This window comes from Acinetobacter sp. AM, from assembly GCF_003105055.1.
In the GTDB taxonomy this organism is placed as follows: domain Bacteria; phylum Pseudomonadota; class Gammaproteobacteria; order Pseudomonadales; family Moraxellaceae; genus Acinetobacter; species Acinetobacter tibetensis.
The window spans coordinates 110,823-130,246 of sequence record NZ_QETG01000007.1 but is presented as its reverse complement, the minus strand read 5'-3'; the positions used below and the strand labels follow the sequence as shown (position 1 = coordinate 130,246).

The 19,424-nt window shown below is 41.7% G+C and carries 14 protein-coding genes and 1 pseudogene; 5 read left to right on the top strand and 10 right to left on the bottom strand.

The genetic code is table 11. The features are described from left to right. Positions 1-770: pseudogene (locus DCO44_RS05750) on the bottom strand (hypothetical protein); the annotation flags it as partial. Between the two features lie 70 nt (positions 771-840). Further along, positions 841-3,735 (bottom strand): valine--tRNA ligase, encoded by a 2,895-nt coding sequence (locus tag DCO44_RS05745; protein ID WP_116759933.1) that lies wholly within the window; start codon positions 3,733-3,735, stop codon positions 841-843. 182 nt (positions 3,736-3,917) lie between these two features. Between DCO44_RS05745 and DCO44_RS05740 the strand changes: the two genes are divergently transcribed. Continuing rightward, entirely contained in the window at positions 3,918-4,580 is a 663-nt protein-coding gene (locus DCO44_RS05740) for a hypothetical protein (RefSeq protein WP_116759920.1), read from the top strand. A 33-nt stretch (positions 4,581-4,613) separates the two neighbouring features. Further along, on the top strand, positions 4,614-5,420 hold the full coding sequence (locus DCO44_RS05735; RefSeq protein ID WP_116759918.1) for an SDR family NAD(P)-dependent oxidoreductase: 807 nt from the start codon (positions 4,614-4,616) through the stop codon (positions 5,418-5,420). A 200-nt stretch (positions 5,421-5,620) separates the two neighbouring features. Here DCO44_RS05735 and DCO44_RS05730 read toward each other — a convergent pair whose 3' ends face one another. The 8 genes from DCO44_RS05730 to sdsA form a co-directional block, all read right to left on the bottom strand. Beyond that, entirely contained in the window at positions 5,621-6,058 is a 438-nt protein-coding gene (locus tag DCO44_RS05730; protein ID WP_116759916.1) for a YbjQ family protein, read from the bottom strand. Between the two features lie 3 nt (positions 6,059-6,061). Beyond that, complete coding sequence (locus DCO44_RS05725) at positions 6,062-6,418, bottom strand: YbjQ family protein (protein ID WP_116759914.1); 357 nt, start codon at positions 6,416-6,418, stop codon at positions 6,062-6,064. A 103-nt stretch (positions 6,419-6,521) separates the two neighbouring features. Next, on the bottom strand, positions 6,522-7,979 hold the full coding sequence (gene adeK / locus DCO44_RS05720) for a multidrug efflux RND transporter AdeIJK outer membrane channel subunit AdeK (RefSeq protein WP_116759911.1): 1,458 nt from the start codon (positions 7,977-7,979) through the stop codon (positions 6,522-6,524). Beyond that, positions 7,979-11,158 carry a multidrug efflux RND transporter permease subunit AdeJ gene (gene adeJ, locus DCO44_RS05715; RefSeq protein WP_116759909.1) on the bottom strand — a complete coding sequence of 1,060 codons (3,180 nt, stop codon included), beginning with the start codon at positions 11,156-11,158 and terminating at the stop codon, positions 7,979-7,981. The genes adeK and adeJ overlap by 1 nt, the downstream gene beginning before the upstream one ends. Positions 11,159-11,170: 12 nt before the next feature. After that, positions 11,171-12,427, bottom strand: a complete 1,257-nt coding sequence (locus DCO44_RS05710) for an AdeA/AdeI family multidrug efflux RND transporter periplasmic adaptor subunit (protein ID WP_116759907.1) — start codon at positions 12,425-12,427, stop codon at positions 11,171-11,173. 32 nt (positions 12,428-12,459) lie between these two features. After that, the gene (locus DCO44_RS05705) at positions 12,460-13,065 is read right to left on the bottom strand and encodes a phosphatase PAP2 family protein (protein WP_116759905.1); all 606 of its coding nucleotides are present in this window, start codon (positions 13,063-13,065) and stop codon (positions 12,460-12,462) included. 134 nt (positions 13,066-13,199) lie between these two features. Further along, the gene (locus DCO44_RS05700) at positions 13,200-15,251 is read right to left on the bottom strand and encodes a site-specific recombinase (RefSeq protein ID WP_116759903.1); all 2,052 of its coding nucleotides are present in this window, start codon (positions 15,249-15,251) and stop codon (positions 13,200-13,202) included. A 21-nt stretch (positions 15,252-15,272) separates the two neighbouring features. After that, positions 15,273-16,250: an All-trans-nonaprenyl-diphosphate synthase gene (gene sdsA / locus DCO44_RS05695; RefSeq protein WP_116759901.1), complete on the bottom strand. Its 978-nt coding sequence runs from the start codon at positions 16,248-16,250 to the stop codon at positions 15,273-15,275. Between the two features lie 437 nt (positions 16,251-16,687). Between sdsA and rplU the strand changes: the two genes are divergently transcribed. The 3 genes from rplU (at position 16,688) to DCO44_RS16815 (ending at position 19,322) form a co-directional block, all read left to right on the top strand. Then, positions 16,688-16,999: a 50S ribosomal protein L21 gene (rplU, locus tag DCO44_RS05690; protein ID WP_010113102.1), complete on the top strand. Its 312-nt coding sequence runs from the start codon at positions 16,688-16,690 to the stop codon at positions 16,997-16,999. A gap of 19 nt (positions 17,000-17,018) precedes the next feature. Next, positions 17,019-17,276, top strand: a complete 258-nt coding sequence (rpmA, locus tag DCO44_RS05685) for a 50S ribosomal protein L27 (RefSeq protein ID WP_016165771.1) — start codon at positions 17,019-17,021, stop codon at positions 17,274-17,276. Between the two features lie 231 nt (positions 17,277-17,507). Next, a complete protein-coding gene (locus DCO44_RS16815; RefSeq protein WP_165815687.1) occupies positions 17,508-19,322 on the top strand; it encodes a YadA-like family protein in 1,815 nt (604 codons plus the stop codon). Positions 19,323-19,424 lie beyond the last annotated feature (102 nt).

The window sequence follows — 19,424 nt, the reverse complement described above, 5'->3', positions numbered from 1 at the left end:
AATTGACCTAAGTTGTTTTCGTATCCATTCTTTGCTGTACTAATATAGTCTTCTAAAGACATTGTATTTGTTGAATGTGTAATTTGCGTTTGTCTAAATGCTGAAAAATAGTTAAATGTTATTTTAGAGAGTTGTATATTTTGATTTAGTTCATTTAAATTCTCTATTTTAACTTTAAGATCACTACCAAGTGTAGTAAATATATCAAAGTCATCTAATAGTGAGCTCATTCTATTTAAATGGTACTTTAATTGATCTGCTTCATCTCGTAATCTGTATTCATGGTTGCTATCTGGATGTATATGATCTAAATTAATTCTAGATTCATCATTATAAGATTCTAATGATAGAATATAGTTTGAATTGTATTTAATTTTTCTAAAACTCACTATTTCATAAATTTGATTTAAGATTATTTTAGCTATTTCAAAAAAATCATTATTCTTTTTTTCATTTACGTCTTTACTTTTTGAAAGATTTTTTAATTTTTTTAGTTCATCAATATTAATTTGCGAATACAAAAATGGATATTGTTCTAAAACTCTATCAAGACGTAAAAAAAATCTTCTTTTAATTTTCAAGTTTTCTTCTGATAAAGAAGATAATTTGGAAATTAATTCTTTTGTTATTACATTATTTACTTGATTTAAAAAGAAAGTTTTTCCTACGCCATTTTGTCCCGTGATAATTAAGTTCCTACCATTTAATGGAATATTGACTTCCTTTTTTAAACCTTTAGTTGTTCCAGTAATACTTTGTAGATATTTCATAATTTTAACAAAAATAAAGGGCTGAATAATCAGCCCTTTATACTACATATTTGGTTGGATTAACAACATTTTACATCGCTGCAATCTGATCCATATTCGTTTTAATTTTCGCTAACTGGTCAGCAAACTCAGCTAATTTCACTTTTTCGCCTTCAACCACAGCCGCAGGTGCTTTCGCTACAAAACCTTCATTAGAAAGTTTGCCTGCAATGACGTCATGCTGCTTTTGCACTTTGTCTAAGTCTTTCTGCAAACGACCTAATTCCGCTTTCGGGTCAATTAAGCCCTTCATTGGAACAAAGACAGACGCATGCCCAACCACAGAAGAAGAAGACAATGGAGGTTGTTCGCCATCAGCCAAGAACGTGATGCTTTCCACTTTCGCCAAGGCTTTAAACAACGCTTCAATACGCGTGATCTGTGCTTTCTCAGCTTCCGTCGTGTTTTGTAGAAGCACTGGTAATAAACGTGCATTACCTAAGCCCATTTCACCACGAATGTTACGTACCGCACCAATCAAACCTTGAAGCCATTGCATATCTGCTTCAGCCTGTTCGTTTACACGCTCAGGGTTAGCAACAGGGTACTGCGCAAGCATGATGGTTTCAGCAGAAATACCAAGTTTCGGTGCAAGTGTCTGCCAAATTTCTTCAGTCAAATACGGCATGATTGGGTGTGCAAGACGTAAAGAAGCTTCCATCACTGCAAGGAGTACACGACGAACTTCAGCTTTACGCTCAACTGATACGTTTTCATCATTCAGAACAGGTTTGGTCAGTTCGACATACCAGTCACAGTATTCATTCCAAATGAACTCGTAAATCGCTTGTGCAGCCAAGTCTAAACGGTAAGTCGCAAAGGCTTGTTGTACCGCAGCTTCTGCTTTTTGCAAACGGCTCACGATCCACTGTTCAGGCAATTCCCAAAGGTCTTGACGAATTTCGCTACCAATTTCTTGATTTTCACAGTTCATCATCACGAAACGGGTTGCGTTCCAGATTTTGTTAGCAAAGTTACGGTAACCTTCAACACGCTTCATGTCGAACTTAATGTCACGACCCGTATTGGCAAGTGCGCAGAAGGTGAAACGAACTGCATCTGTACCATAGGCTTGAATGCCTTCTGGGAACTCTTTACGGGTTGATTTCTCAATCTTCGCCGCTTGTTTCGGGTTCATTAGACCTGTAGTACGTTTTTGTACCAAGGTCTCAAGGTCAACACCGTCAATGAGGTCTAAAGGATCAAGCACGTTACCCTTAGACTTCGACATTTTTTGACCTTCGCCATCACGGACTAAACCGTGTACATATACCGTTTTAAACGGAACTTGTGGCGTACCATCTTCATTTTTCATGAAGTGCATCGTAAACATGATCATACGAGCAACCCAGAAGAAGATGATGTCAAAACCAGTCACTAATACATCAGTTGGGTGGAAAGTATTGAGGAAATAGTTTTCCGCATCTTTCTTGGCATCGCCAGTCCAACCTAAAGTTGAGAATGTCCACAGCGCAGAAGAGAACCAAGTATCCAGTACGTCTTCGTCTTGGTTAAGCGCAACATCAGCAGGGATGTTGTTTTTGGCACGTACTTCTTCTTCGTTACGACCCACATAGATGTTACCTTCAGCATCGTACCAAGCTGGAATACGGTGACCCCACCAAAGTTGACGAGAGATACACCAGTCTTGAATGTTGTTCATCCACGCCATGTACATGTTGCTGTACTGTTCAGGCACGAACTTGATGCGACCGTCTTGAACCGCTTCAATGGCAGGTTGAGCCAATGGCGCAATTTTCACATACCATTGGTCTGTCAATAATGGTTCAACGATCACACCTGAACGGTCACCGCGAGGTGGTTTAAGTGTGTAAGGTTGGATTTGATCTAACCAACCTTCAGCTTCAGCTTGTTCAACCAGCTTTTTGCGTGCTTCAAAACGCTCTAAACCAATATAGTCCGCAGGAGCAGGGATAGTTTTAGAAATTTGCTCGCCCGCTTTCGCGATGTATTCAAACTCAGCCAACACTTCTGCATTTTTGTTGAAGATGTTGATGATTGGGAGTTCACAACGTTTACCCACTTCATAGTCGTTAAAGTCATGTGCAGGCGTGATTTTTACACAGCCCGTACCAAATTCTTTATCGACATATTCATCTTTCACGATTGGAACGGCACGACCTGTAATCGGCAGAATGATGTTTTGACCAACAAGATGTGTATAGCGTTCATCATCCAGTGCCACAGCAACAGCAGTATCACCGAGCAATGTTTCAGGACGAGTCGTCGCTACAACAATGTGGTCTTTGCCATCGTGCGTGCGTAGGTTTTTATCTTCAAAGAAATATTTGAAGTGCCACAATGAACCTGCTTCTTCTTTATCCGACTCAACTTCTAAGTCTGAAAGAGCAGTTTGCAGTTTTGGATCCCAGTTCACCAAACGTTTGCCACGGTAGATCAAGCCATCTTCGTGTAATTTCACGAAAACTTCTTTTACTGCATTGGATAAACCTTCATCCATGGTGAAGCGTTCACGCGACCAATCTACCGATGAACCTAAACGACGGATTTGACGGGTAATGGTGTTGCCCGATTGTTCTTTCCATTCCCAAATTTTTTCGATGAATTTTTCACGGCCGAGGTCATGACGGCTCACACCTTGAGCACCCAACTGACGCTCAACTACCATTTGTGTGGCAATACCCGCATGGTCTGTACCCGGTTGCCATAAGGTGTTTTTGCCTGACATACGGTTGTAGCGTGTGAGGGCATCCATAATGGCATTGTTAAAACCATGACCCATATGCAAGCTGCCAGTGACGTTTGGCGGCGGAATCATGATACAAAATGATTCACCTTTTTCAGAGGGCTTGAAATAGCCACGCTCTTCCCAAGTTTGGTACCATTTTTTCTCGATCTCAGTCGGATCGTAAGTCGTAGCAATGTTTTGCGCAGAATCAGTCATAGTCAGAATAGATAAAAAGTGAATAAAAAATTGCATCTAGTGTAACAAAAAAATAACTGCTTTGGGATGTTCGTCAAATGCTTTGTTTCTGCAATTGTCACAGCAAGTGAGAGGTTTTATGATGAAGCTTGTATAACGACCATGCACAAGATCGTAGAACTTGATAAAAAGGAAAAAATAGAATGAGTTATGTTATTTCACTTAAGTTGAAATCAGCAACCCATCAACGTTTTCAGGATATTCATCAACAACTTAATCAAGGGCAAACCGAGAGTTTGGCCAAAGCATTGGGTGAGGTGCTGGCAGATATTTCCTATGAAGTGATTGATCAGGTTTTTGGTGAGATCACCCGCATTTCGCATTCGGGGGATAATGAGTCTGCCAAAGTAATCCAGCACATTATGGAAACCACACGTAAATATATGCCGTGGTCGGTGTCATTTTTTGGCAATGAACGTTTGCTGCCGATGGTGAATTATCTGCACGAACTGATGTATCAAAAAGAGGGTGAATTTTATTTGTCCTATCCAGTCGATGAAGACAGTGTTCAAGCCTTGCTCAGTTCTGCCGAAGAAATGCAACATGGTAATAATGCCGAGGTGATTCCTGCTTTACAGGCATTTACTCAAATTGTGGATCAGGGGGTGACGCATTTAATTCGGATTCCGAAAAAAATGCTGAAATTTAATCTGGTGGTAGATAAGACCTTGAACGGGGTCATTCATGTCACTACACAAATGGGCTATAAGCGTTTTGATAAATTGGGCACGCAATATGATGCCAAAACCATGAGTCATTATTTCAATCATTTTCTTGTTTTTTTAGAAAATTCAACCAACAATTAGGCAATTGCCGTAATCGAATCAGGGTAGACAACAATGGCCAAGCTAGACAGTTTAGAAAATAAGGTGGTATGGATTACTGGGGCATCTTCAGGTTTAGGTAAAGCCTTGGCACAAGAATGTGCATTACAAGGTGCACAAGTGGTGCTGACTGCCCGTCGCCTTGACGAATTGGAAAAGGTGCGTGTTGGATTGTTAAATCCAGATTTACATCTTTCAATTTGTGCAGATATTACCAATGAAGCTCAAGTCTTACATGCGTATGAACAAGTCTTAGCGGCCAAAGGACGCATTGATTGGCTGATTAATAATGCGGGTTTAAGTCAGCGCGCCCTGATTGCTGAAACCACCATGCAAACTGAACGCACCATTATGGAAGTCGATTATTTTTCGCAGGTATTTTTGACCAAAACCGTTTTACCCACATTCTTAAAACAAAAGTCTGGGCGGGTGGTATTTGTTTCGAGTATTGCAGGGTTGTTAGGTACGCAATATCGTGCTTCATATTCTGCTGCAAAAGCGGCCATTCATATGTGGGCAAACAGTTTAAGGGCAGAAGTGGCTGATGAAGGGGTGGATGTTTCGGTGGTTTTCCCAGGTTTTGTAAAAACCAATGTGTCCATTAATGCTTTAAATGGGGTAGGTCAGGCACAAGGTTTTGATAATGATGCAACAGCCAATGGTTTAGACGCAGATGAATTTGCACAATATGCGGTTAAATCATTAATGCAAGGCGATGAATATATTGTAATTGGCGGGCGTAAAGAAAAATTAGGCGTACTGGTTTCACGTTTATCACCAAGTACTTTGTATCGAATGATTCGTAAAGCGAAAGTAAAGTAAATTGGCAAGAATAGGAGAGAGTAATGCTTTCTCCACCTATTTAAACTGCTAACGATTTATTATCTGTGACCTATTTTATTCAGTCTAGAGAATGATGCTCTAGCGAGCAATCTACCATCCGAATGTACGATAGAAGATGGGAGCGCATGAGCCATTTTGAATGCTCATGCTGCTTGTGTTGGGTGAATAGGCAAGATGTTTTACGACTTTAAAATGGCCGTGCCATAAGCAAAAACCTCAACCATGCCACCTTGCATGCCCATTTCGGTAGTCGCCAATCGTATACAAGCGATATGCGTTGCGCCGTATTTTTCTGCTTCAAGTTTGAGTCGGACAATTGCTTCACGACGGGCACGATCTACGACACTTTCATAGCTGGTGAGTCTGCCACCCAAAAAGTTTTGCACGGTGGCCAGTACATATTTGAAATAATCATGGGAAATCACAACATTGCTGCTGATCATGTGCCCAGACTGCTCAAAACTCACTTTGCGTAAATTTCCTACGGTAATGTAGGCAAGACGCTTTTCATTGTGTTCAAGCTCTGCCAAATGTTTGCGTTCGTTATAACGACCAAAGCCAAAACCGACGCTAAAGAGCACCACAAAGATGAGTAACTGGAAAATTAAACTTTCCATGCGTTAAGCCTGTGTTGGAAATGGATCAGGGAGATGATTATTTAACGGGGTAACACGGACAGCAGTGCCATAAACAAATAATTCAGAGGCACCTTGGGCAATATTTGAGGTTGAAAAACGAATACCCACAATGGCATTAGCACCTAAGCTTTGCGCTTTGGCAATCATACGATTCATGGCTTCTTGACGTGATTCCTCTAAAAGCTCGGTATAGGCAGTAAGTTCACCGCCAACAATATTTTTTAAACCTGCTAGAAAGTCGCGTCCCACATGTTTACTCCGAACGGTACTGCCGTAGACCACATCAAGTTGCTGGGAAATTGTATGTCCAGGCACAGACTCTAGGTTACTTAAAAGCATAATGTTCAATATTCAAATGATTTGATTATCTTTGAAGATAGGAAAAAGCCTAGCAAAAAGCAATAAAAAAGCCCACCGAAGTGAGCTTTTGATGTTGCAAACCTTAGTTTGCTGTTTTGCTGTATTTCACATCTGAAGAAGAAGGCTGTTTCACCACTTGTTCCGTTGAGTTGGCTTTTACGCCGCCACCGAGGGTTTTATACACTTCAACTTGGTTGTTTAAGTTTGCTTGTTCAAGCAATAACAAACCTTGTTCCGCTGAGTACGATGTACGCTGTGCATCAAGTACAGTGAGGTAGTTGTCGATACCTGCACGGAAGCGAGCAGTTGAAAGCTTATAGGTGGTGTTGGTTGCATCTACAAGACGGCGTTGTGCTGCCAAACGGTCACCAATATTTTCACGTACTGCCAATGCATCATTCACTTCACGGAAAGCCGTTTGAATGGTTTTTTCATAATCTGACAACGCAATTTTTTGGTCAGTTTCTGAAATCTTCACATTGGCACGGCGCGTACCCCAGTCAAAGATTGGAATGTCCAAGCTTGGGCCGAGTGACCACACAAAAGCACCTGATTTAAACAAGTCGCTTAAATCTGTCGATGCATAACCCGCTGTGCCCGTTAAGCTGATGGTTGGGTACAATTGTGCTTTTGCCGCACCAATGTTGGCACCCGCAGCAGACAATTGATATTCCGCAGCGCGGACATCAGGACGGTTATTTAACAAGTCGCTTGGCAAGCCTGCTGTCAACGCCGTACTTTGGGTAATGCGTTTCACAGGCTGAGGAGACAATAAGTTTGCTGGAACAGGTTGACCGACCAACAGGTTTAACAAGTTTTGTGCTTGTGCAACTTGAGTCTTGTAGTTAGCAACGTCATTACGTGCAGTTTCAACCGAAATTTGCGCTTGACGTACAGGGACTTCGCTGTCGATACCGACATCAAAACGTTTTTTGTTCAGATTGTATGATTCAAGCTGTGCTTTTAAGGTTTGGTCTGCCAGTTTTAAGTTGGCATTGGCAAACGAATAGCTCAACCAAGCTTGCGCAACCTGACCAATCAACGAAATTTGTGTTGCATCACGTGCACTTTGAGTCGCCAAATAGCTATCTAAGGCATTGTCTTTTAAGCTACGAACACGACCCCAAAAGTCTAACTCATACGCGGTTACGCCAAGGCCAACATTATAAGTTGTCATGGGTTTGCTGCTGCTGAGCGTATCTTGGCGAAGCACACTACCACTTGCACCAATGGTTGGCAGTTGGTTGTTTTCGCTAATTTGATACGCTTGCTGCGCACGTTGGATGTTCAACGTCGCAGTGCGTAAGTCACGGTTATTCGCTAAAGCCATTTCTATGACTTGTACCAATCGTGGGTCAGCAAAAAAGTCTTTATAGCCTTGTTCAGCAACAGAAGGACCTGCTGTTGAACCAATATATCCTGTTGGGATATCCGCTTGAGCGACGGGTTCTGGACCACGCATGCTTTGACATGCAGTCAAAGCAAGCGCAAGTGCAGATACCGCAATGCTACGACCTGAAATAGACCATACTTTTTGCATCACGATGTTTGCTCCTGATTATTTTGTTTCTTAGGTTTGTATTTGAAAATACTGCGAATCCAAACAAAGAATACTGGAATGAAGAAAATACCCAAAAGTGTAGAACTAATTACACCACCAAGTACACCAAAGCCGACAGAGTGCTGACTACCTGCGCCTGCGCCTGTAGAAAGCGCAAGTGGAAGTACACCAAAACCAAAGGCAAGAGTGGTCATGATGATTGGGCGTAAACGCATTTTTGCAGCATGTAAAGTTGCGTCAAATAGATCTTCACCTTTTTCCTGTAATTCTTTCGCAAATTCTACTATCAAGATCGCATTTTTTGCTGAAAGACCAATTACTGCAACAATTGCGACTTGGAAATAGATGTTAAACGACAGGTTTGGATCGCCTTTAATGATCATACCCAACCATGTCAAAGTAAATGCACCGATAATCCCTAGTGGTACAACCAGCAATACTGAAACAGGAATAGACCAGCTTTCATATAATGCAGCAAGACATAAGAAGACGATTAACATTGAAAGAACAAGGAGTGGACCTGTTTGACTGCCCGAATCACGTTCTTCTAGAGATAAACCTGTCCATTCGTAGTCGAAACCTTGTAAGCCCATTGATGGTAATTTGCCAATGATTTCTTCCATTGCAAGCATCGCATCACCAGAACTTACACCGGGTGCAGGAGTCCCTTGAATGTTTACGGAAGATACGCCGTTATAACGCTCTAAACGTGGTGAACCATACGTCCATTGCCCAGTTGCAAATGCTGAGAAAGGAACCATCGTACCGACGTTATTGCGCACGTACCATTTGTTCAGGTCTTCAGGCATCATGCGTGTACTTGCTTCACCTTGAACATAAACCTTTTTCACACGACCACGGTCAACGAAGTCATTAATATATGAACCACCCCAAGCCATGCTCATGGTGCTATTAATATCTGCAATACTGACACCCATTGAGCCTGCTTGTGCTTGGTCAACAGTAATTTGGTATTGAGGGGTATCTTCCTGACCATTTGGACGTACGCCTGCAAGACGTTTATCTTGTGCAGCCATGCCCAAAATCGCATTACGTGCAGCGATCAGCTTGTCATGTCCCTGACCACTTGCATCTTTCAGTTGAATATCAAAACCTGATGCTACACCTAGTTCAGGCATTGCTGGTAATTGTAAAGGCATAATGTAAGATGCATCTTTGACAATCATATTCAGTGCCATACCGCGTTGAATAATTGCACCAATTTTCGACTCAGGTGTTGTACGTTCGTCCCAGTCTTTCAGTTTAATAAAAGCAAGACCTGCGTTTTGCCCCACACCTGTGAACGAGAAACCAGAAACGGTAAAGATCGAATCTACGTGCTCTTTTTCTTTGTTCAGGAAGTAATCCGTCATCGTGGTTATGACTTTGTCGGTACGTTCCAGACTTGCACTCGGTGGAAGTTGAACCAAAGTCATGACTACGCCTTGGTCTTCTTCAGGTAAGAACGAAGAAGGTAATACTTTGTATAGACCTACTAAACCTACAATGACCAATACATAAATCACACCCGAGAAGACTTTATGATGGGTCATACGATTGACACCACCTTGGTACTTCAGAGCAACTTTTTCGAAGCTGTTGTTAAACCAGCGGAAGAAACGCGCAAAAATATTGTTACTTTCCGCTTTATTCGGATCGTGTTGTTTTAACAAGGTTGCGCACAGGGCAGGGGTAAAGGTTAATGCCACAATTAGCGATAAAATCATTGCAGTAACAAGTGTGATGGAGAACTGACGGTAAATAACCCCCGTTGTACCACCAAAGAATGCCATTGGAACGAATACCGCAGTTAACACACTGGTAATACCCACCAAGGCACCAGAAATCTGTTGCATTGATTTTTCAGTTGCTTCGACAGGATCGAGGTGTTCTTCTTGCATTACACGTTCGACGTTTTCCACCACAACAATCGCATCATCGACCAGAAGACCAATGGCCAAAACCATTGCAAACATGGTGAGCGTGTTGATTGAGAAACCGAAAATGTTAATGACTGCAAATGTACCTAATACCACAACAGGTACGGCAAGCGTAGGAATAATGGTTGCACGCCAGTTCTGTAAGAACAAGAACATCACGATGAATACCAAGAATATGGCTTCAATTAAAGTATGTACCACACTTTCAATTGAAAGCTTAACAAACGGCGTGGTGTCATAAGCCAATTGATCTTTTAAACCGTCTGGGTAGTTTTGACGAAGTTCACTTAAGCGTTCTTCAACAGCGGCAGCAGTATCCAGTGCGTTGGCACCTGTTGCCAGTTTAATCGCAACACCACCAGCAGCTTTACCGTTAAATTTAGAGTCAAATTGATAGTTATCTGAACCGAGTTCAACACGAGCAACATCACTTAAGCGAACTTGGGCACCTGAAGCCGTATTTTTCAGAAAGATATTTCTAAACTGCTCAGGAGTCTGCAACATACTTTGCGCATTCACCGTTGCGTTCAGTACTTGACCTTGTACAGCGGGTGCACCGCCTAACTGACCAACCGCCACTTGAGAGTTTTGAGCATTAATCGCAGCAGCAACATCACTTGGAGTGACTTGTAAGCTGGTCATTTTGGCAGGGTCTAACCAAATGCGCATGGCATAAGAACCACCAAAAACTTGGACTTCGCCCACACCAGCAACACGGCTCAGCGGTTCAGAAATGTTGGAGTTCACATAGTCTTTAATGTCGGCAGCAGATAAGCTTCCATCAGGAGAGTAAAATGCAAGAACCTGCATAAAACTCGCACCTGACTTGGTCACTTTTACCCCTTGACGTTGTACATCTTCAGGTAAAAGTGCTGTTGCCGATTGTAGTTTGTTCTGTACTTGAACTTGTGCAATATCAGGGTCAATCCCTTGCTCAAAGTTCAAGTTAATGGATGCTTGACCATTACCTGCACTGTTAGATGAAATATAACGCAGACCATCCAAACCATTCATTTGTTGTTCAATGATCTGAGTAACCGTATTTTCAACAGTCTGTGCAGAAGCACCTGGATAAGTTGCAGAGATTGTCACCGTGGGCGGTGCAATCGTTGGATATTGGGCAACTGGCATTTTTGTTAGCGTAAGAATACCCGCCAGCATAATGACCAGTGCAATCACCCACGCAAAAATGGGGCGATGAATAAAAAATTGAGCCATTCAGTCTACCCCTTATGCGTGTGAAGTAGCTTTTTGTTCAGTGTTTGATTCTGCTTGTTTCGCTTGCGGTTTTTCAGCAGATGCTGGCGCAGAAGCTTTTGATGCCTCAGTTTGAGGTTGATATGGTTTCGCAGAAACGGTTTGTCCCGCTTTTACTTTCGCCACACCATCAACCACAATTTTTTCACCTGTTTTAATGCCTTCAGTCACGATCCAATTCTGACCTTGAACACCTACTGTGGTTACAGGACGTGACTCAATTGCGCCTTTCGCATCCACAATCATCGCCATCGCTTGACCTGTTGGTGTACGAGTAATTGCCGCTTGAGGAACTAAAATTGCATTAGGAATCACACCTTGTACAATTTGCGCATTGGCAAACATACCAGGTAATAGCAAGTGATTTGGATTTGGGAATACCGCACGAATGGTGACAGTCCCTGTGTCTGTATTTACACTGGCATCTGAGAAGGCTAAACGACCTTCAATTGGATAGTAGCTACCATCTTCCAGTTTCAGCTTCACACGTGTGTTGTTACTGCTGTCCAAACTGCCTTTGCTGAGTTGCTGGCGTAGACGCAATAATTCGGTGCTAGACTGGTTAATATCCACATAAATTGGATCTAAACGTTGAATGGTCACCAATGGATCTACTTGATTTGCAGTGACAAGCGCACCCGCCGTTACCGTTGAGCGGTTGGTTTGACCAGAAATAGGAGAACGAATAGTTGAATAACCTAAGTCTACTTCAGCATTTTTGACTTGTGCACGTGCAGCCGCAACTTGTGCATCAGCAACTCTAACTTGACCGACTAAATCATCATATTCTTGTTTCGAAACGGCATTGCTTGAAACCAGTTGTTGATAGCGATTGAGCTTTGTTTTAAGCGAGCTTAAGTTGGCTTCTTGTTGTAAGAGCGCTGCTTTTGCATTATCGAGTGTCGCTCGGTTGGTACGAGAATCTAACTCATAAAGTGCCTGACCTTCACGGACATAACTCCCTTCTGCAAATAAGCGTTTCAGAATAATACCACTGGTTTGTGGGCGAACTTCTGATACTTCAAATGCTGTGGTTCTACCAGATAACTCTACTGATTGTTCGACGCTTTGCGGTTGCGCAACAATAATACCAACTTCCGTTGGTGGCATTTGTTGAGATGCACCAGCCTGCTGCGCATCTTTTTGATCTTTGCTACAACCAACAAGTGCAATACTTGTTGCTAATGCGCAAGCGGTGAGGGCTGGAGCCCAAAGCTTTGCAGACATCATTGTTCCACCTCGGTTAGATTATTATCTAAAAATTAATTTATTTTTCGCTTAATAGTGTGTTGTAACACTATGTATAGCAGGGTAATCCAAATAAAACTTATGCCCCAACCTGCAAGAACATCAGAAGGAAAATGTACGCCCAAATACACCCTTGAGCACCCCATTAAAATGAACCATATAACTGCAAAACAATAAATATATGAGTATTTGGAGTGTTCACGGTATACATAAATAACCAGACCACTTAAAGCAGCAGCATAAACACTATGCGCACTTGGAAAAGAAGCACCATAACTTTGAACCAAATGAAATATTTCAGGTGGGCGTGGTCTTGCAATCCAGTATTTAAGTAGCCAAGCAAAGGCTCCGCTTCCAATTAGTCCTAAACAAATTAGTAATATATATGTGTATTTTTTATACCAAGTTAGATAGAAACACCATAAAGTGGTAAAAAAAAGTACAGCAGGCATCCCCCCAATTGCTGATAGTAGCGTTGTTATTTGGTTCAAATTTTCAGTACGATAATGACTTGCCCATTCGACAATAGCTAAATCAAATGAAAGCAAACTGGGAGTGTTTAAAATCAAAACACTGAAAAATAACAAAAAACAACCAATAATCAGCAACAAGTACGGCATGCATTAACCTCTTGTTCGTTTAACCGGACTCCCCCAGTTAACATTTGGGTAAAAGTGTACTCGTCAGTACACTTTTTTTCAAGTCTGTGTGAACTCGGTTAAATTTATCTATAGTAAGTTGGAAATATAACAAATCATTTACTTAAAGTTTTGTGAGAATTTGTAGTTTCGTCAACGACTAAAGGCGACTTTGGAGGCCAAAAGAAATCACTTGGACGCGTTAAAAAGTGGGTCAGTACTAATTTTGCTAACGGTTTCCATTGCTCAAAACGCACGCGACGCGCCCGCAAAGCAACAATAATGGTCAGTGTGAAACTCACAAATAAGTTGGTCAAACCAATTAAAAGTACACCTAAAAAAGATACAATAATTAGGCCAATATCAGGGCTATCATTAATATTCATGAGACCTTGTATAAAATTGGCAGATGCAAAGGCAATATGTCGGATATCTAAGGGAAGACCTAAAATAAAACCTATGGTGCCCATGCTGCCGAGCATGATCCCAAAAATAAAATTACCCGCGAGCGCACCTAAATTTCGTTCTACATATTCTGCAAACTTATACAGGCGTTCTTGTCCTAAGTATAATTTCAACTGCTGATGTGCTTTAAGTCTGGGTCCTACTTTTCGGTAAACCGCCATATTGTCGAAATATCCCGCAATTAAGCCCGATAAGAAAAGACAGACCCCTGCAATTGCTGCATGTGGAATAGCTAAAGATGTAAATGGATTTAAATCATGTAATGTCTTTGCTGCTTTGGCATGATTCATTAGCGGTTCATGTAATCCAGTTTGCCATAACCAAGCAATCAATGCCGCGGTTGGGATTGCTATGGAAATGTTGCCAATAATTGCAATAAATTGGGTACGAATAATATTAATAATTAAAGCTGCTAATTCAGCAATTTGTGTAGTCTTAGAGCCTTTACGATGCTGTACCGTTGATGCAAGTGCCGCCGCTGTCATCGCAGGTTGTTTGGTTGCGACGGTATAATGCACAATATGAATGAGCATGAAACCAAAAGAATAATTCATGCTATACACAACCGCTTGCATGATGGGTGCCATCACGACACGAGATGCTAGGGTTTTTAAAGTGGCCATGATGGCAATAATTACCCCAGCGCCTGCGGCGGAGCGGTACATGGACCAAAAACTTTTTTTATCCGTACTTACATAGTGTTCGCCGGTTTTACTGGCATTTTCAGTCACTTGTAAGGCAATGAGTTCACTGTTATTGGCCAATAATGCACGGACACTGCGTTCATTATAAATCGCTTGGCTAATATCGGTGAGTAGGCTACCTATAGCGTGGTAACGAACCTCATCTTCTTCAACAATCAATTGCAGAAGCAGTTCTATTCGATCAAGGCATTGCTCTAATAAAGAGAGCAAATAGGTGAGGCTAATACTCACCCCAATCCTTTTGGTGGCACGTCGAATTTTTAAGACTACTTCTCGACATTGATCAATCATGACCAAGGCTTGTGAAGCATCAGGTGGCGCAATGGCAGCAAATTCATCCCGATTTTGATGCAATTTTTTATAATGCTGAATAAATTCAATAATTTCACGATTTTGTTCTAAAAACGGAGATTCGTATTCAGTCAGTTCGGGTTGCGCATTAATAAATTCAGGGTATAAGCCAATACCACTAATTCGATATGAAATCACGGTAATTGCTTTAATCAGCTCATGTTTAATTTTGAGCTTTTCTTTCTGATTGCTATGACCTTGGTTTAAGAGCTGTAATAACTGCTGCCAATTTTTTTCAGAAATTTGATCTAGCCAGTAATGATCATTTGGTTGATGAAAGACTCGTCGAACCAATTCTTGCAGTTGGGTTCCATCATAAATTAAGGGTAAAAAGTGTGCGCCTACGCGCTGGGCCAACTGATTCCAAAAACCATCAAGCGATAAAATCCCTGTATCGGCAAATAAACTGGTTTGTTTATATTGATTGATCAGGCGCAGAAGAAAACTTTGTAAAGTAATTGCAGCATGTGGCGTAAGTAAAAGGGTTTGAATAAATTGCTGAAACTTTTGTTCTATTTCGTCTATGTTTTTACTGTCACTGGGTCGAATATGATTCACCAGCTCAATCAGCAGAAGATCATCAACAGCCTGAGGAAGCTCAAGCTGTTGCTGCATGTTCCGCAATACATCATTAAATTGTATATGCATAAGCAAATAAGCAAGTCTACTTTATTGAATTCGGTGTAAGGCCAATTGTGCCAAGTTTGATAATGCTTGACGATATTGTGTATCAGGCAAAGCCATAAGTGCTGCCAATGCAGCTTCAGTTTCTTCAGTAGCGCGTTTACGACAATAATCTAATGCACCAGACTGTTGCACAATTTCGATGACTTGTTCGAGTTGTGCAGTACCACCGGTTGCAATACTCTTACGTATAATTTGGTGTTGCTCGCCTGTGGTGTGTTGTAGTGCAGAGATGAGTGGCAAAGTAGGTTTACCTTCCATTAAATCATCGCCAATATTTTTACCAAGCGTTTCAGCATCAGATGTGTAATCTAAAATGTCGTCAATAATTTGGAAGGCATTGCCAAAATGACCAGCAAATTTTCTAAGAGGTTCACGGTATTCAGGTGTACCTGTCAGGATTGCAGCCCCTTCAGTCGCCAACTCAAACAAACGCGAAGTTTTGCCATGAATAATATCTAAGTACGTTTGTTCATTGGTATCAGGTTGATGTTGAGCTTGTAGTTGCAATACTTCACCTTCAGCAATTTCACACGTTCCTGTAGAAAAGTCTTTTAATAAGGTCATGTTGTTCAAATCGACCAGTAAGTCGAAAGAACGTGAAATTAGAAAATCACCAACTAAAACCGCAGTCTGATTGTTCCATGTTGCATTTGCGGTCGGGCGGCCACGACGTAAACCAGATTCATCTACAACATCATCATGCACAAGCGTTGCGGTGTGCAACATTTCAATAATGGCAGCCAATTTTCGTTGTTGTGCTAAATCTTCGGCACCGCAGGCTTTGGCTGCAAGTAAGCACATAATTGGGCGCATACGTTTTCCGCCTGCTTCAACCACATGTTTACTGACTGCCATCACTAATGCAACTTTAGATGTAATTCCTTCATTAATAAATGTGTCCATCTCAGCAAAGTCTTGAGCTACAGGGGCGAGAATATCTTGCTTAAAATCGATGGCCATAGGAATAGAAACCTCTATTGGTTAAGTGATGTTTTCAACGGTAGCGTCGTTATTTGTAGTGTAACCAAAAATTAGAATCAAAAAATGACACAGTAAACAAGGTTGCTGATGTGTGATAATTTGGACTATTGATTATCATAGACACGTAAACGACGTTTTGGATGACATCAAAAATGTATCTGCTGACTATAGTAGCGAATTGATTTTAAAAATCTATTGTTTATTACACAGTCGTATGTGTTTCATTCTATTTTAATTTAGCATGTTAGGGCTTCAAACTAAACTTAGGGCTAAGTTTGGTTTTTTTTGTGAAGATGGCTTGTTGTTTCTGCCATAATCACTTAAAATCTGTCCCCTTGTATAACCCCAGTGGCGGTCGTTTTAAGCTCGATATATCCCTTTATCGACACGACGACACGGGCAAGTTGGAGTACATTATGTACGCAGTAATCCAAAGCGGTGGTAAACAGCACCGTGTAGTTGAGGGTGAAACCCTTAAAGTTGAATTATTGAAAGCTGAAACTGGCGCGACTATTACGTTTGATGACGTATTAATGGTTGTTAACGGCGAAAGCATTCAAATCGGTGCTCCAGTTGTTGCTGGCGCAAAAGTAACTGCAGAAGTGGTTGGTCATGGTCGTCACGACAAAATCCGTATTGTTAAAATGCGTCGTCGTAAACATTACCGTAAACAACAAGGTCACCGTCAATGGTTTACCGAGTTGAAAATTACTGCGATCGCAGGCTAATCACTAGGAGTATATAGACATGGCATCTAAAAAAGCCGGTGGCTCGACTAAGAACGGTCGTGACTCAAATCCTAAGATGTTAGGTGTTAAAATGTACGGTGGTCAAGCTGTGACTGCTGGTAACATTATCGTTCGTCAACGTGGTACAGAATTCCACGCTGGTGCAAATGTTGGTATGGGCCGTGACCATACTTTATTTGCTACTGCTGACGGCGTAATTAAGTTTGAAGTGAAAGGTCAATTTGGCCGTCGCTATGTAACTGTTGAAACTGCATAAGTTTTAAAAGTTCAGAAAAAACCCGCATTTTATGCGGGTTTTTTTTATATTTTTTAAAGATGAATTTTTCTAAAAATGATTTAAGTCAAAAGATGAACCGTCGCATTGTTCTTCACCATATTTTTTCTTATTAAAATACTACTAGTCACAAAATACCAAAAAATAGTGATGTACGTCACATTTATTTGGGCGTGTAATAGATGAAATAGGAGAAGGATAAGGAAGAAGGACATGAAAAAATTAAATCAAAATGTCTTGGGTGTTCCGAATAGTCGAATGACGAAAGCCTTAGAAAATACGTTACAAAAAGAACAAACTCATATTAGTACTGCAGTATCTACTGCAATGAATCTACAAACACTTGAGCCAAATCATTATCTTCGTAAACAAAAGTTCGCTGCTAAAGTACTTTTATTAAGTGCAATTTTAATGACAGCGAATACAAACGTTTTTGCAACTTCGTGTAATTCTAATCAAGATACAGGTAGTTGTCCTGAGAGTGGAATACCAGGACCAACTGGTCCTGCTGGAGATAGTGCATATCAAGTTGCAGTGAATAATGGTTTTCAAGGAACTGAAACACAGTGGCTAGAAAGTCTTGAGGGTGAACAAGGTATCCAAGGTGAACAAGGTATCCAAGGTGAACAGGGTATTCAAGGTGAACAAGGTATCCAAGGTGAGCAGGGTATTCAAGGTGAACAGGGTATCCAAGGTGAACATGGTATACAAGGTGAGCAGGGTATTCAAGGTGAACAGGGTCTCCAAGGTGAACAAGGTATTCAAGGTGAACAGGGTATCCAAGGTGAACAGGGTATCCAAGGTGAACAGGGTATACAAGGTGAACAAGGTATTCAAGGTGAACAGGGTATTCAAGGTGAACAGGGTATCCAAGGTGAACAGGGTATCCAAGGTGAACAGGGTATTCAAGGTGAACAGGGTCTCCAAGGTGAACAAGGTATCCAAGGTGAACAGGGTATCCAAGGTGAACAGGGTATCCAAGGCGTGACTGGTGCTACTGGAGCCACAGGTGCTCAAGGTGAACAGGGTATTCAAGGTTTACAAGGCATTCAGGGTGTAACTGGTGCGACAGGCGCTACGGGTGCCACAGGAGCTACAGGTGCTCAAGGTGAACAGGGTATTCAAGGTTTACAAGGCATTCAAGGTGTAACTGGTGCGACAGGCGCCACAGGAGCTACAGGTGCGCAGGGTGAACAGGGTATTCAAGGTTTACAAGGCATTCAAGGTGTAACTGGTGCGACAGGCGCCACAGGAGCTACAGGTGCTCAAGGTGAACAGGGTATTCAAGGTTTACAAGGCATTCAGGGTGTAACTGGTGCGACAGGCGCTACGGGTGCCACAGGAGCTACAGGTGCGCAGGGTGAACAAGGCCTTCAAGGTATAAATGGTGCGACAGGTGCTACAGGAGCAATAGGTACCCAAGGCTTAAATGCGTATCAACAAGCTGTGGAAAATGGCTTTGATGGTACCGTGGTTGAGTGGTTGGCAAGCCTTAAAGGAGCAAATGGTACTACAGGCGCTAATGGTGTGAGTGCATATCAAGTTGCTGTAAACAATGGTTATGCTGGAACTATTACTCAATGGCTAGCGAGTCTGAAAGGTACAAATGGTATAAATGGTGCAGATGGTACAAATGGTATCACTCCAGAGGAAATGGCTGCTGCCGATACCACTATCTTGAACCAAGCCAAAACTTACATAAATCAAGTTGGGCAGCAAACTCTGAATGATGCGAAAGCTTATACTGATAGTCGAGTGAATGCATTGAATCGAGACATGCGAGATTTGGAAGATCGAACATATGCTGCTGTAGCTTCTAGCATTGCGATAGCTTCTTTACCACAACCGACTGAAGCAGGTATGAGTATGGTAAGCGGTGGTATTGGGTTCTGGGAAGGTGAGCAAGGTTATGCCTTCGGTGTAAGTGGTGTGACTGAAAATAATAAATATGTCTATAAAGTTGCTTTGACGGGTAATAGCCAAGGTGACTTTGGTGGTGGTGCTTCTGTAGGTTATCAATGGAAGTAAGTATAAATTGATCTTAGTAGCTCAAGCAGAAAAGCTCCTGAACTTCAGGGGCTTTTTTGCATATGAGCTAAAAAATTGGTCTTCATCATGATGGATGTGTTA

Bases quoted from the DNA above. Each gene is read 5' to 3' on its own strand.
- DCO44_RS05745 (WP_116759933.1), bottom strand. From the start codon at position 3,735: ATGACTGATTCTGCGCAAAACATTGCTACGACTTACGATCCGACTGAG.
- DCO44_RS05740 (WP_116759920.1), top strand. From the start codon at position 3,918: ATGAGTTATGTTATTTCACTTAAGTTGAAATCAGCAACCCATCAACGT.
- DCO44_RS05735 (WP_116759918.1), top strand. From the start codon at position 4,614: ATGGCCAAGCTAGACAGTTTAGAAAATAAGGTGGTATGGATTACTGGG.
- DCO44_RS05730 (WP_116759916.1), bottom strand. From the start codon at position 6,058: ATGGAAAGTTTAATTTTCCAGTTACTCATCTTTGTGGTGCTCTTTAGC.
- DCO44_RS05725 (WP_116759914.1), bottom strand. From the start codon at position 6,418: ATGCTTTTAAGTAACCTAGAGTCTGTGCCTGGACATACAATTTCCCAG.
- adeK (WP_116759911.1), bottom strand. From the start codon at position 7,979: ATGCAAAAAGTATGGTCTATTTCAGGTCGTAGCATTGCGGTATCTGCA.
- adeJ (WP_116759909.1), bottom strand. From the start codon at position 11,158: ATGGCTCAATTTTTTATTCATCGCCCCATTTTTGCGTGGGTGATTGCA.
- DCO44_RS05710 (WP_116759907.1), bottom strand. From the start codon at position 12,427: ATGATGTCTGCAAAGCTTTGGGCTCCAGCCCTCACCGCTTGCGCATTA.
- DCO44_RS05705 (WP_116759905.1), bottom strand. From the start codon at position 13,065: ATGCCGTACTTGTTGCTGATTATTGGTTGTTTTTTGTTATTTTTCAGT.
- DCO44_RS05700 (WP_116759903.1), bottom strand. From the start codon at position 15,251: ATGCATATACAATTTAATGATGTATTGCGGAACATGCAGCAACAGCTT.
- sdsA (WP_116759901.1), bottom strand. From the start codon at position 16,250: ATGGCCATCGATTTTAAGCAAGATATTCTCGCCCCTGTAGCTCAAGAC.
- rplU (WP_010113102.1), top strand. From the start codon at position 16,688: ATGTACGCAGTAATCCAAAGCGGTGGTAAACAGCACCGTGTAGTTGAG.
- rpmA (WP_016165771.1), top strand. From the start codon at position 17,019: ATGGCATCTAAAAAAGCCGGTGGCTCGACTAAGAACGGTCGTGACTCA.
- DCO44_RS16815 (WP_165815687.1), top strand. From the start codon at position 17,508: ATGAAAAAATTAAATCAAAATGTCTTGGGTGTTCCGAATAGTCGAATG.